This window comes from Monashia sp. HAY1-5C (assembly GCF_056755255.1).
Map to the genome: position 1 here is coordinate 20,465 of NZ_JBPGXG010000034.1, position 12,741 is coordinate 33,205.

The following is a 12,741-nucleotide window of genomic DNA, read 5'->3' on the forward strand; positions in this document are numbered from 1 at the left end:
GCGCGTCAGATCCGGAAGTGCAGGAAGCTCAGGCCCGGGTACAGGGCGAAGAGCACTGTGACGGGCAGGATGAGGAAGACGACGGGGACCATCATGAGGATCTCCCGTCGCCCGCCCTGCTCCATGAGCGTGCGGCGTCCGGCCTCGCGGACGTCCTGCGCCTGGGCGCGCAGGACCTCGGCGAGGGGAGTGCCCCGCTCGACGGCCACGACGATGCCGTCGACGAACCGGGTCAGGCTCATCAAACCCGTGCGGTCGGCGAGACCGCGCAGCGCGGTCGGCAGGTTGGCGCCCGCGCGGGCATCGGACAGGCAGCGGCGCAGCTCGTCGGACAGCTCGCCCTGGGACAGGCGGCACACGCGGTCCAGCGCACCCACCGCCCCCTCCCCCGCGCTGACGGCGAGCGCGAGCAGCTCGGCGACGGTGGGGAACTCGGTGAGCATCCGCGCCTCGCGGCGCGCCGCTGCGCGCGACAGCATCCAGTCGCGCGCGATGATGCCGCCGAGGGTGCCGCACACGAAGACGCCGACGAGCGCGACCACGGGGAGCCGCCGCTGCGCGACCGCGACGAGCCCGGTGACGAGCAGCCCCGCGAGGCCACCCAGGGTGCCCCAGAGCACCTGCTCGGCGCGGAAGCGGTCGAGGTCAGCGGCGACGCCGGCCCGCAGCTGGCGCCGGACGACCGAGGGCGACCCGCCGAGCACCGACCCGATGAGTCGGCCGAGCCGCGCGACGTACGGGGCGAGGAGGTCGCCGAAGCCGAAGGGACCCCGTGGGGCGGCCGGACGGCTGAGCAGCGTCGACGGGCGAGGGGCGTCCCTCAGGTACGGCTCGAGCCGTTCGTCCAGACCGGGGCGACGGCTCGCCGGCAGACCGGCGGCGACGAGCGCGAGCCCCGCCACGAGCAGCACGCCGACGACGGCGCCGGGCCACGACCAGCCGGTGCCGAGCAGGCGGGTCAGGGCCCCGCTCGTGCCGCTCACCGGAGCACCCGCTCTTCCTCCGGCAGCCGTCCGACCCAGACCATCGCGCGGTAGGCGACGACGCAGACGGCCGCGCCGATGGCGAGGACGAGCCAGCCGACGGGAGAGGCGTAGGCGACGAGGGAGCGCCCGTTCAGGGCGAGCATCGCGAGGACGATCCACGGCGCGGCGACCGCGAGACGGGCCGCGTTGACGGTCCAGCTCTGGCGCGTCTCGAGCTCGGCGCGGGTGCGGGCGTCCTCGCGGAGGAAGGAGGAGAGCGTCCGGAGCAGCTTGCCGAGGTCGCTGCCACCGACCTCTCGGGCGATGCGCAGCGACTCGACGAGGCGGTCGGCGACGGGGTCGCTCAGACGCTCCTTGAGCCGGTCGAGCGAGTCGTGGAACCGACCGGTGGTGCGATAGTCCTCGGCGAACGCGGCGAAGGCCGGCCGGAGCTCCTCGGGCCCACGCGTCGACAGCTGCGAGAGCGCCTCCGGCAGCGCGAGCCCGGCGCGCACGCCGGACGTGACGTTGTCGACGACATCGGGCCAGAGGTCGCGCAGCTTGTTGCGGCGTGAGCGGGCGCGCATCCGCACCAGCGAGATCGGCGCCGTTCCGGCCATGACGGAGAAGCACAGGGCGATCGGCGCGACACGGGTCAGGGCGAGGACGACGGCGAAGGTCAGCAGGAACAGGATGGTCGAGCCGACGACGAGGTTGGTGGGCGTGACCGAGGCGTACCCGGCCTGGTTGAGGTGGTCGCGCAGCTCGACGACGAAGCCGGACCGGCGTGGGCCGGACTCGGGCGCCGGCACCTGCGGCCAGAACGACCAGTAGACGAAGAAGACCCCTGCGCCGAGGAGGAGCCCGACGGCGAGCGGGGAGCTCATGCCGGCTCCCGGGCCAACAGTGCCGCGACGTCGTACCCCGCGCGCTCGAAGGCCTCGTGGTGCGGCGGGAAACCGTCGGCGCGGACGAGCCGACCGGCGCGCGTCGTGAAGAGGTCGGCGATCTCGACGACGTCACCCTCGGCACGACCGGGCACCGCCACGATCTCGCGAACCCGGCGCAGCCCGTCACGCTCGAGCGCGACATGGACGACGAGGTCGACGGCCGCTGCCACGGTCGGCACGACGAACCGGCTCGACACGTTCTCACCGGCGAGCAGCGGAAGGGTGCACATCTTCGTGACGGCCTCGCGGGCGCTGTTGGCGTGCAGGGTGCACATGCCCGGCACACCGGCATTTGTAGATGCACAATAAATACATGACCAAAAGAGCGGCCATCTACTGCCGCATCAGCCAAGATCGCACCGGTGCCGGACTGGGCGTCGAGCGTCAGCGCGCCGACTGCGAGGCCATGGCCGCCCGTCTCGGCTGGACGGTGGGAGAGGTCTACGTCGACAACGACGTCAGCGCCTACTCAGGCAAGGGCCGGCCTCACTACATGGCCATGCTCGAGGCCATCCGGACCGGCTCGGTCGACGCCGTCATCGCGTGGCACGAGGACCGTCTGCACCGGTCACCGCGCGAGCTGGAGGACTACATCGACGCGTGCGAGCCCCGGGCGGTGGTGACCCACTTCGCGCAGGCCGGGGAACTCGATCTCGCCACCGCTAGCGGCCGCATGACCGCGCGCATCCGCGGCGCCGTGTCCCGGCAGGAGTCCGAGCACAAGAGTGAGCGGGTCCGGCGGGCACAACTCCAAGCCGCGCAGGCAGGAAGGTGGCTAGGCGGCGCTCCCCCATTCGGCTGGAACCTGCGCGAGGACGGCGGCGCCACGCTAAACCGGCGCGAAGCCGATGTCGTCCGTGAGGCGTGCGCCGCGGTGCTCGCCGGAGCGAGCCTCGGTTCCGTCGTGGCCGAGCTCAACGGGCGCGCGGTCGGCACTGGGTTCTACAAGCACGGCTGCGTCGAGAAGGCGGAATGCAAGGACGAGCAGGGCAACCGGCGCCGGGGGCGTGACTGCCCACAGAGGAAAGAAGGCCGGTGGAACTACACCAGCCTGCGCCAGGTGCTTACCCGACCGCGAAACGCCGGCCTCTCGGTGCTCAACGGCGAGGTCGTCGGCAAGCTGACGTGGCCCGCCATCGTCACCGAGGACACGTGGCGAGCGGTGTGTGCGGTCCTGACGGACCCGTCCCGACGACGCTCGTCGAGCAACCGGGTCCGGTGGCTCCTCGCAGGTATCGCGACGTGCGGCACGTGCGATGCGCCCCTGAAGTCTGCGACGGTCGCCCGGAACCGTGCCAAGGGCACGACCCGGACCGTCTACCGCTGCCCGACGTCGGGCACCGGGCACGTCGCCCGGTCGGCCGAAGACCTCGACATGCACGTCACCGGGGTCGTCCTCGGGCTGCTGGCGCGGCCCGACTTCGCCGACGTCCTCACCCCGCCAAGCGGCGCCGACGGCACGGCGCTGCAGGTCGAGGCGACGGCGATCCGCGCGAGTATGGACGAGGTGGCCGACCTCTTCGCGGCTGGCAGCATCACAGGTGCCCAACTGGCGAGAAGTACCGCGGGGCTGCGCAAACGACTCGACGACGTGGAGGCGGCGATGGCCCGAGCAGCCCGTGGGACGGCCTTGGCGCCGTTCTCCGGGCGCGACCCCGCCAAGGTGTGGGAGGCGTTGCCGATGGACCGGAAGCGGGCCGTGGTGCGCGAACTCATGGAGGTGAGGGTGCTGCCGAGCATCAAGCGCGGCAATGCCTACGACCCGGACCAGGTACAGATCGTCTGGAGGCAGCCGTGATCAAGCGAGACGTCCTGATCGTCTGCAGCAACCGCGGACGGCACCCGCGACGATCCCTAGTGCACATCGTCCCCGCCGACCCCGGCAACACGCGACTGCCGGAGGAGGCGCGGCGTCGCGGGTTCTACGCCAACGAGAGCGTCACCCGAACGACCCCGGCCGGCAGCAGGGTCACCGAGCGCGCCGACGTTCACATCAGCCACGCGGGGACGGTTCACGTACCCCCGTGCCCGACCTGCGGGCGCGCCCCGCGCATCCCCGCAGATCAGCTCGCCGCGGTCAGCGCTCAACTACAGCCGGACACTCAGGGCCGCGCCGTCCTCGATATCTCGCGGCTACCTAACTAGCATTAGCACCACAACGGGCCGAGGTGCGTTTCCGCCTCGGGCAGACCGCCTCGCTGACACGCACGGGCGGTGCCTTTCCAGTGCCTTCTGGAGCCCGAAGTGTCATTCACCTCAGAACGCGCCCGCGTGGCGTCCCTCAGCCGATCCCGGCGACCCGACGATGCCGAGCTGGTCGAGGCCCGGCGCAATATGCGCGCCGAACGTCTCGCTGACGTCATCCGCAAGACGGTGGCCGAGGCGCCGCCGCTGACGCCCGAGCAACGAGACCGTCTCGCCCTGCTCCTCCGCGGCGGTGACGCCGCATGACTCCCGGAAACGACCGCGCCCCCATCCCGGAGGGACAGGGGGCGCAAGGGTCCGCGACGACCAAGCCCACTGTAACCACGTTCGGGGCGGCGCACCGACGACTCGTCGAGGCGCTCGTCAACAAGGGCTGCCGGGTCAGCGGCTCCAGCGCTCAGTGCCCAGCCCACGACGACCGCAACGCGTCCCTGTCACTGACCCGCAGCCCTGACCGCATGCTCGTGCACTGTCATGCCGGCTGCAGCACCGACGACGTCCTCGCCGTCATCGGTCTCACGATGGCCGACCTCTTCGACGCGGCTCCCATGGAACGGCCCCAATCACGGCTGGTCGCCACCTACCGGTACGAGGACGAGCAGGGGACGCTCCTCTACGAGAAGCTGCGCTACGAGCCAAAGAGGTTCCAGCAGCGCGCGGCCGATGGGACGTGGAGGCTCCTCGGCGTCCGCCGTGTCCTCTACAACCTCCCCGCGGTGCTCGATGCGGTCGCGTCCGGTCGGACTATCCACATCGTCGAAGGCGAGAAGGATGCCAACACGCTCAACGGGCTCGGTGTCGTCGCCACCACGTGGAGCGATGGCGCGTGGCAGCCAGGCGCGTCGTCGAAGTGGCGGGACGAGTACACGGAGGTCCTCAGGGGCGCCAACGTCGTCATCGTCCGTGACCGCGATGACGCCGGACGACACACCGCCAGCGACATCGCCCGCGCGCTACGCCCTGTCGCGGCGAGCGTAGTGGTGGTGGAGCCTGCTGTCGGAAAGGACGTCACGGACCACATCGCTGCGCAGCGTCGGCTCGACGAACTCGTCTTCATCCCGGATTCCCCAAGCACGATCGAGGGAGAGTCCGGCGCCGGCGAGCAGCTGGAGGAAGACCCGTTCGCGTGGGTCGAGGGATGGGCAGGCCGGATCAACTGGCACGACCTATTCGCCGACGACGACCCAGACGAGGAGTGGCTGCACATGCCGCTCGTCCCTGCCCGTAGGTCCATCGTCATCTACTCCCGACCGAAGGTCGGCAAGTCACTCCTCGCGCTCGAGCTGGCCGTCGGGCTGTCCCGCGGTCAGAGGGTGCTCGGGTACCAGCCGCCGCGCCGCGTCCGCGTCCTCTACGTCGACTTCGAAAACGACCCCAGGGGGGACATCCGCTCGAGGCTCGTCGCGATGGGATGCGGACCAAGTGACCTCGACCATCTCGACTACCTCTCCTTCCCGGCGCTCGCGGCCCTCGATACCGCCGTCGGTGCTGACATGCTCCTCGCGGCGGTCCGGGTGTACGACGTCGAGGTCGTCGTCATCGACACCGTCAGCCGCGCCGTCCAAGGCGAGGAGAACAGCAACGACACGTGGCTCGGGCTCTACCGACACACCGGCCTCCAGCTCAAGCGGGCGGGCGTCGCCGTCGTCCGCCTCGACCACTCCGGCAAGGACGAGGCGAAGGGGCAACGGGGCGGGTCCGCGAAGTCGGGCGACGTCGACGCTGTCTGGAGGATGACCCGCATCGACGGTGCCACAGACCGGCTACGCCTCGACTGCACCGACTCGCGCATGGTGGTCCCGGTCAAGGAACTGACCATGACCCGACGCAGCGATCCACTGCGTCACGAGGTCGACGGGCTCAACCTGCTCACCGAGCGCGAGTCCAAGGTCGAGCGGCTCATCCAACTGGCCGACGACGCCGGGCTGCCCGCCGACGCCGGCCGCGACGCCATCCGGGCGGTCGCCAAGGCCCACGACATCGGAGCCCGCAACGAGGTGCTGGCAGACGTCGTCAAGGCTCGAAAGTTGTCCCCGGCCCGTGGGGACACCCCTCCCGCAGGGACGACGAAGACGACATCGAGGCGCCGGGGACAACCGGGGACACCACTGCCGACCATGGCGGAGTCCCCGCACGAACCCACCCCTGAGGGGTGTCCCCGGCCCACGGGGACAACCGGGGACACGGGTACGGCCCCACTGTCCCCGGGGCAACAACCCTATGGGTTGCCCCGAGGGGACAACCCGCGGGACGCCGAGGACCGATGCCCAACCTGCGACGGCCCAATCGAAGAACTCCGTGCCGTCGGGGGCCTCAACTGCCTGGCATGCCACGACGCGGAGGCCGCGTCATGAAGTGGCAACTCACCCTCGCCAGCATCGACGGGACACGCGCCGCCGTCATCGGACCCTCGATCCCCGACGGCGCTCCCCCAATCGTCCGCGAAGGCCTCGCCCGCCGGGCCATCGTCAACAACGGAGGCACGTGCCCGTGCGGCGCGCGGATGCACCTACCGAGCCGCGCCGACCGTCGACAAGCAGCTCGTCGTCGGCAGCCCATCCACGTCGTCGCCCAGCACGACGACGACTGTCCCGCCTTGATCATCGAGCGCGACCGGTGGAGGTGGGCGCTGTGACCTCCCGGGGGCCGGTCGCTCCGGCGCACCGCTCCGGCCCTGCACCCGCGCGTCGAGAAGGAACTAGGGCGCGACCCACGGGTCTGGTCAACCGACACCGAGCCGCTACTCATCTGCACGAATCAACAACTAGGAGAATCATGTCCAAGGAGACGCAAGTCATCTCGTCGAAGGTGTCACCCGAGGTCGCTGACCGAGTCGAGGACTACGCCCGCGCTCACGGGCTCACCGTGTCCCTCGCGGTCCGGGCCTTCATCGAGCAGGGCCTCGCGGCCGAGGGTGGGCCGGGTCCGATCGAGACGGCGACACGACGGCAGATCGGGGATGACGCGTCCGACGTGATCGCCGCTACAGCAATCGAACTGGCGCGCCGCCTCGACGTCGACCCGTCGAACGGCGTCCAGCACTCGCGCGAACTTTACCGCCTCATGGGCGTGCTCGAGGACAGGCGGCGTGCCGAGGCCCCGGTGGGGCACGTGGACATGGCCGGGGTCCTCGAGTCCCTCATGAGGCTGCGGCGTGCCGGGTACGGCACGCACTGCTCGCGGTGCGAGGGCGCGATGACCCGGGTCGACGTCTGCACGTGCGAAGTGTGAGAGGACGAATTGCCGTGGGCTGGAACAAGATCCCTACGAACGCTGTCGAGGTCCGCGTCGACCTGCTCGACGACCTGCAACTCCGGGCGCTCGTCCGGTGGTTCGAGTACGGATGGGAGCGCACGCCCGACGACGGGTGCGCGCTGTTCTTCCGGGACCTCGCCGCCGCCCTGCAGGAGGTGGTGCGGGACCGGCAGGTCGAGGACGACAACGAGGTCAAGGCGTCGCTGGCGGACGCCGACCTCCCGGCCGACCTCGTCGAATCCTTCGCTGTACTCGAGGAGCCCGACACCGAGCACGTGCTCGACGTGCCCGACACGCTCGCCGACGAGGACGCGCGTGGATGGGAACGGCTCGACGACCCGCCGGATGACGTACAGTGACAGCGCAACATCCTCCGTGGGTCGGGGCCAAGGTGCCCGGCGGAGGGGTCGCAGTTTTTCTCCGTGGTCGGGCAATCGCCCGGCGGAGGGCCAGCGTGGTCGGGCAAGCGCCCGGCGCGGCCACCGCGCCGATGTGCGCACTCCCCAATTCACTTCCCTCACGGAGGAAGCATTCCCATGACCATTCGAGATGACGACTACCACGACATCGAGTCGACGGAGGAAAAGCTCCGCGCGATGACGCGGACCCAGCGGGCCGCCGTACGCGCCGGCTGTGTCAGCCGGATCGCGGAACTGGACGGCTACGCCCGGCGCTCCGTCGCCCAGGACGAGGAACGCGAGATCGCCATGGACGTGCTCGCGAGAGTCGACGCGATCATCGCCGAGGACGAGGTCAACCGCGCCCGGCGTCACGACGAACTGGTGTCTCGGGCCGCGTCGCCCGGCAACATCGAGACGGTCGGGCAGGACACGAGCCGGACGGCGTCGCCCGGCGGCGACTACCGACGCGCCGCCTTCGGTGACCTCGCCCGCCGTGAATCGCTCGTCGACATCGACCCCTCGGATGCGCTGCGTCGCGCCGACGCCGCCCTCGAAGTGCTGCGAAGCAGCGGCGTGCCCGACGATGGCCTCCAGCGGCTCGCCGCGCTCACCGCAGCCCCGGACAAGAACGAGTGGGGCGACTTGTACCCGGCCGCGAAGATCGAGCGGGCGCACGCCGCCGCGCAGACCGTCGCGTTGTCCGATCCGGCGTACCGCTCGGCCTTCGACAAGATCGTCCGGTCCCCGATGGGCTTCAACATCGACCTCACCGACGACGAGCGGCGGGCGCTGGCGCGCACCCGGTCCTTCACCCGTGACCTCGCGGGCGATGTCCGCGACTGGGCGACCGGTCACCTCATCGGCGACTACTCGGCACGTGCCGCGATGTCCCTGACGGCCGCGAACGGCGGGTACATGGTGCCCTTCACCCTCGACCCGACGATCATCCTGACCAACAACGGCTCGGCGAACCCGTGGCGGGCGTGGGCGGCCCACCGGACGACGACCACGAACGACTGGAACGGCGTGAACAGCGCCGGGGTGAGCGCCGCGTGGCTCGCGGAGGGCATCGAGGCTGGGGACAGCAGCCCGACGGTCGCGCAGACGAAGATCACGCCGTCGAAGGCCGCGGCGTGGGTCTTCGGCTCGTACGAGGTGATGGACGACTCCGACTTCGCCCAGAACCTCCCGTCCCTGCTCGGCGACGCGAAGGACCGGCTGGAGGAGGCTGCGTTCGCGACCGGAACCGGGACCGGGCAGCCGTTCGGGGCGGTCACCCGGGCGACCGCGACGGCGCTCGGTGGTGGCGCGATCACGGCCGCCGGTATCTACTCGCTCCACCAGGCACTTCCTGCCCGGTTCCGGAACGGCCGCCCGGGATGGTTCGGCAACGTCGTCGCCCTCGACCAGCTCCGGCAGACCCCCGTCTTCACGGGGTCGCAGCAGCCGATCCTGCAGGGGACGGCGATGGCCCCGTTCGGCGAGCCTGCGTACGAGTCGACCACGATGGACGCGGTGATCGGCGTCGGCGGGCACAAGGTCGTGTTCTACGGCGACGGCAACCACTACCTCATCGTCGACCGGGTCGGGATGTCGGTCGTGTATGACCCGATCGTCAAGAGCACGGCGAACGGCCGACCGACCGGCCAAGCGGGCTGGTTCGGCTTCTGGCGGGTCGGTGCCGACTCGTCGGTCGCCGGCACGTCGACCGCGCTGAGGGTGCTCTCCCTCACCTGAGGCGTGGCGGCGACGGGTTGGTTCTCGGACCCTGCTTCAGGCTCGTCGCCGCCACCTACGCCGACGCCCGACCTGCCACACCTCCGGCGGTCGGGCGTCGTGCACCTCCCGCCACCGGGTGTGACACCCGTTCGCCCGGTGGCGGCCCGAGATGCCGTCCCTGACGGCCGTACCGACGTGGGTCGGTGTGGTTGCCCCGACCCGGTGTCACCGGGCCGCACGTGCCGTTCTAGCGAATGTCGCGAAACCCCTTGTGCCAGAGGCAGGTTCGGGTGTTCTGCTGGTCAGGCACCACCCACCACCACCGAGGAGTCACGATGACCACCACGACCACCGCCCCCGGCGCCGCATCGACCACCACCCCGAAGTCGTCGCACACCCGGAAGCCTGCAACCACCACCAAGGCGGCGGCACCGGCCAAGAGCTCGAAGGCCACGACGAAGGCTGCCGCCCCCAAGCCCGCGACGCCCGCCAAGCCGGCGCCCGTACCCGCGTCCAAGGGAGGCACGCAGAAGTGCGCAGGGGCGTGCGGCAAGGTCCTGCCGATCACGAAGTTCCCGACCCGCGCCGCCAAGCCGGGCGAGGCTCCGACCCGCGGCCCGATCTGCCGGGCCGACATGGCGGAGGCACGGGACGCCCGGAAGGCCGCGGCCGCCAAGAAGTGACGCGCTGCCGGACCCGGCCGCCCACCCTGATCGCGGGGTGGGCGGCCGGCGTCCAACCTCAGACCGCTTGCGTCGCCGTGCCCGGGCGCGGACTGGGTCAACTGCTCCGACACGGACACGCCAGAAACCATGCTGCGCATGAACGAGCCGGTCACGGAGTAGCCTCAGGGAACATTGATCCACTGTTTCTGGAGGTGTCATGGGGGACCCAGAGATCGACGCCATGTCGGCCCTCGCGAACGCGCTTGGCGACCTAGACGAGGACGCGCAGGGCCGCGTCTTGCGCTGGGCGGCAGAGCGCTACGGCGTAACTCTGACCTCGGGCGTGGCCGGGCGAGAAGCCATCCCGCCGAGTGGGGTCGTTGGTGAAGTGAGCGGATCCGAAGGCGAGGTGAGTCTGGGCGAGATGACTGCCGAGGACCCCGACTTCAAGGACATCGGTGACCTATTCACGGCTGCGGACCCCAAGTCCAGCGAGGACAAGGCCCTCGTCGCCGCCTACTGGCGGCAGGTCCATGAGGGCGAGGAGAAGTGGCAGGCAAGCACGCTGCAGAAGGATCTTCGCAATCTCGGGCACGCGATCCCGAACATCACGACCGCGCTGACCAGCAACATGCGAAAGCGCCCCCAACGGGTGATCCAGTTGCAGAAGTCTGGAAGTGCCAAGCAGGCACGGAAGACGTACAAGGTGACCCGTGAGGGCATCGTGTATGTGCAGGGCATGCTCGGTCACGGCGGCTGATACGTGGGCCTAGCAGCTGAGGACGCCTTCTCGGTCCTGCCCACGACGCTCCGCGACGACCTCTTATCTGCCTTCAACGAGATCGTCACGAACTATCGCGAGCACAAGTGGGAGCCGTCCGAATTGAATGGCGGCAAGCTGTGCGAGGCGGTCTTCACGATCATCGAAGGCTGGCTTGAGGGCGGGAAGTACCCCGCACGAGCCAAGAAGCCCAATCGGTTCCCCCAGACGTGCTGGGCCTTGGAGCAGAAGTACGCCCAGGTCCCCGACAGTCGGTCACCGCGAATCCTGATTCCGCGCATGATGATCGGCCTGTACGACATCCGCAACAACCGCGGCGTTGGCCACGCTGGCGCAGAGGTCGACCCGAACCACATGGATGCCACGGTCGTCCTCTACACGGCAAAGTGGCTCATGGCCGAGTTGGTCCGGCTGCTCCACACGCTGCACATCGACGAGGCCACCGCGCTCGTGGACGGCCTCATCGAGCGCGAGGTCGCATGGGTGTGGACGCACGGCGACAAGAAGCGAGTACTGCGGACCGGCATGACGTGGAAGCAGCAGACGCTGGTTCTTCTGTTGACGGAGACGGGCGAAGTCGCGGAAGCCGATCTCCTCCGCTGGCTTGAACACCCCAGCCTGCCGAACCTTCGTAAGGACGTGCTGCGCCCCCTCCACAAGGTGCGCCAGATCGACTACGACGCAGACAAGCGCACGGTGGCGCTCCTGCCACCCGGGGTCACTGCGGCCGAGGACCTGGTTGCCGCGAAGGCGTAGCGCGGGGCGGGTAAAGGTTGACGTTTACGCCCCCGCCGCTGCATCAAGCAATGCCCTGTCCCTGTCGAGGCACGGCAACGTGAAATGTGCATTGTGTCGGGGCAATGTTTGTCACGCCGCTGTTCAGGGCGATGAGCAGGTCGAGGCTCTCCTCCTGGCGCACCTCGCCGACGATGATCCGCGAAGGACGCATCCGCAGCGCCTCCTTGACGAGGCGACGCAACGGCACCTCGCCGGTGCCCTCGAGGCTCGGCTGGCGACACTGCATCGACGCGACGTCTCGCAGGGGGATCTTCAGCTCGAAGACCTCCTCGCACGTGATGACTCGCTCCCGCGGCGGGATCGCCGCGGCGAGGCAGTTGAGCAGCGTCGTCTTGCCGGCCTGGGTGCCTCCGGCCACCAGGACGTTGAGGCCGCTGGCGACCGCGGCGTCGAGGAACGTCGCGGCCTGGCGTGTCAGGGTGCCGAGCCGGACGAGGTCGTCGAGGTGGTCGGCCCTGACGACGAACTTGGTTGTGTGTGCCTAAGGGCTGGGTGTCTCATCGAGCGTACGAATGCTCGTCCAAGACACTATTTACATTGGGTCGTGAGCGGTGGTGGCCGCACAGACTACGGTTGGTTCCCACTTGCCATCATCGTGTCGGAACAAGGGGGGACCTTGGCCTCGGAAGTGATACGCACGGCTGACCCGCAGCCCAAGGGCTCGCCAGGTCGGCGTGCCATCCCGGTGGAGGTTCGACCCCGCCCTCGCGCCATCCTCCACTCGCCCAATCCAGCCCTGTTCACGGCCGCGTCGGGAATCTTCCCTCACGAGATCGCGGTCTCCCCTGTGCACCAGACGCACGACCCCGACTGGGACGTGATGGTGCAGTTCGAAGGCGAGGTGTTGCGATCCCCGGGCCTGTTCACCATTGGCTTCGGGGTCACCGGGGCTGACTCCGTCTACCCTCTGGTCGGTGACCTGGACGGCTCTGCACGTCGTGTGAGAGTCACAGGCGTAAGCCACGCGCTTGACCTGTTCGTGCCTGACGGGCTTCCCTCGGA

At 69.7% G+C, this 12,741-nt stretch carries 13 protein-coding genes and 2 pseudogenes; 11 read left to right on the plus strand and 4 right to left on the minus strand.

Annotated elements, in window-relative coordinates; all coding sequences use genetic code 11:
- Nucleotides 1–5 precede the first annotated feature (5 nt).
- The 3 genes and pseudogenes from ACR9ZK_RS07575 to ACR9ZK_RS07585 all read right to left on the minus strand — a co-directional run.
- On the minus strand, nt 6–983 hold the full coding sequence (locus ACR9ZK_RS07575) for a type II secretion system F family protein (RefSeq protein ID WP_481341283.1): 978 nt from the start codon (nt 981–983) through the stop codon (nt 6–8).
- Nucleotides 980–1,852 (minus strand): type II secretion system F family protein, encoded by an 873-nt coding sequence (locus ACR9ZK_RS07580; protein WP_481341284.1) that lies wholly within the window; start codon nt 1,850–1,852, stop codon nt 980–982. Before ACR9ZK_RS07580 ends, ACR9ZK_RS07575 begins: the two co-directional genes overlap by 4 nt.
- Nucleotides 1,849–2,208: pseudogene (locus ACR9ZK_RS07585) on the minus strand (CpaF family protein); the annotation flags it as partial. The pseudogene ACR9ZK_RS07585 and the gene ACR9ZK_RS07580, both read right to left, overlap by 4 nt.
- A 20-nt stretch (nt 2,209–2,228) precedes the next feature.
- Between ACR9ZK_RS07585 and ACR9ZK_RS07590 the strand changes: the two are divergent.
- From ACR9ZK_RS07590 to ACR9ZK_RS07635, 10 genes are all read left to right on the plus strand, one after another.
- A complete protein-coding gene (locus ACR9ZK_RS07590) occupies nt 2,229–3,713 on the plus strand; it encodes a recombinase family protein (protein WP_481341285.1) in 1,485 nt (494 codons plus the stop codon).
- A 473-nt stretch (nt 3,714–4,186) separates the two neighbouring features.
- On the plus strand, nt 4,187–4,366 hold the full coding sequence (locus ACR9ZK_RS07595) for a hypothetical protein (RefSeq protein WP_481341286.1): 180 nt from the start codon (nt 4,187–4,189) through the stop codon (nt 4,364–4,366).
- Nucleotides 4,363–6,474 carry an AAA family ATPase gene (locus tag ACR9ZK_RS07600; RefSeq protein WP_481341287.1) on the plus strand — a complete coding sequence of 704 codons (2,112 nt, stop codon included), beginning with the start codon at nt 4,363–4,365 and terminating at the stop codon, nt 6,472–6,474. The genes ACR9ZK_RS07595 and ACR9ZK_RS07600 overlap by 4 nt, the downstream gene beginning before the upstream one ends.
- On the plus strand, nt 6,471–6,755 hold the full coding sequence (locus ACR9ZK_RS07605; protein ID WP_481341288.1) for a hypothetical protein: 285 nt from the start codon (nt 6,471–6,473) through the stop codon (nt 6,753–6,755). Before ACR9ZK_RS07600 ends, ACR9ZK_RS07605 begins: the two co-directional genes overlap by 4 nt.
- Nucleotides 6,756–6,895: 140 nt before the next feature.
- Nucleotides 6,896–7,351 carry an HAD family hydrolase gene (locus ACR9ZK_RS07610; RefSeq protein ID WP_481341289.1) on the plus strand — a complete coding sequence of 152 codons (456 nt, stop codon included), beginning with the start codon at nt 6,896–6,898 and terminating at the stop codon, nt 7,349–7,351.
- Nucleotides 7,352–7,365: 14 nt separating this feature from the next.
- Nucleotides 7,366–7,734: a hypothetical protein gene (locus ACR9ZK_RS07615; RefSeq protein WP_481341290.1), complete on the plus strand. Its 369-nt coding sequence runs from the start codon at nt 7,366–7,368 to the stop codon at nt 7,732–7,734.
- Nucleotides 7,735–7,911: 177 nt separating this feature from the next.
- Nucleotides 7,912–9,513: a phage major capsid protein gene (locus ACR9ZK_RS07620; RefSeq protein WP_481341291.1), complete on the plus strand. Its 1,602-nt coding sequence runs from the start codon at nt 7,912–7,914 to the stop codon at nt 9,511–9,513.
- Between the two features lie 317 nt (nt 9,514–9,830).
- Entirely contained in the window at nt 9,831–10,178 is a 348-nt protein-coding gene (locus tag ACR9ZK_RS07625; protein WP_481341292.1) for a hypothetical protein, read from the plus strand.
- A 199-nt stretch (nt 10,179–10,377) separates the two neighbouring features.
- Nucleotides 10,378–10,920, plus strand: a complete 543-nt coding sequence (locus ACR9ZK_RS07630; RefSeq protein ID WP_481341293.1) for a hypothetical protein — start codon at nt 10,378–10,380, stop codon at nt 10,918–10,920.
- A gap of 3 nt (nt 10,921–10,923) precedes the next feature.
- Nucleotides 10,924–11,697, plus strand: a complete 774-nt coding sequence (locus ACR9ZK_RS07635) for a hypothetical protein (RefSeq protein ID WP_481341294.1) — start codon at nt 10,924–10,926, stop codon at nt 11,695–11,697.
- A gap of 61 nt (nt 11,698–11,758) precedes the next feature.
- Here ACR9ZK_RS07635 and ACR9ZK_RS07640 read toward each other — a convergent pair.
- Nucleotides 11,759–12,208: pseudogene (locus ACR9ZK_RS07640) on the minus strand (ATPase, T2SS/T4P/T4SS family); the annotation flags it as partial.
- A 318-nt stretch (nt 12,209–12,526) separates the two neighbouring features.
- Here ACR9ZK_RS07640 and ACR9ZK_RS07645 point away from each other — a divergent pair.
- Nucleotides 12,527–12,741, plus strand: a 215-nt coding sequence (locus tag ACR9ZK_RS07645) for a hypothetical protein (RefSeq protein WP_481341295.1), incomplete at its 3' end; no start/stop codon positions are given.

Excerpts from the sequence above, each read along its gene's own strand:
- ACR9ZK_RS07580 (WP_481341284.1), bottom strand. The coding sequence starts at position 1,852 with ATGAGCTCCCCGCTCGCCGTCGGGCTCCTCCTCGGCGCAGGGGTCTTC.
- ACR9ZK_RS07590 (WP_481341285.1), top strand. The coding sequence starts at position 2,229 with ATGACCAAAAGAGCGGCCATCTACTGCCGCATCAGCCAAGATCGCACC.
- ACR9ZK_RS07600 (WP_481341287.1), top strand. The coding sequence starts at position 4,363 with ATGACTCCCGGAAACGACCGCGCCCCCATCCCGGAGGGACAGGGGGCG.
- ACR9ZK_RS07605 (WP_481341288.1), top strand. The coding sequence starts at position 6,471 with ATGAAGTGGCAACTCACCCTCGCCAGCATCGACGGGACACGCGCCGCC.
- ACR9ZK_RS07610 (WP_481341289.1), top strand. The coding sequence starts at position 6,896 with ATGTCCAAGGAGACGCAAGTCATCTCGTCGAAGGTGTCACCCGAGGTC.
- ACR9ZK_RS07620 (WP_481341291.1), top strand. The coding sequence starts at position 7,912 with ATGACCATTCGAGATGACGACTACCACGACATCGAGTCGACGGAGGAA.
- ACR9ZK_RS07625 (WP_481341292.1), top strand. The coding sequence starts at position 9,831 with ATGACCACCACGACCACCGCCCCCGGCGCCGCATCGACCACCACCCCG.
- ACR9ZK_RS07630 (WP_481341293.1), top strand. The coding sequence starts at position 10,378 with ATGGGGGACCCAGAGATCGACGCCATGTCGGCCCTCGCGAACGCGCTT.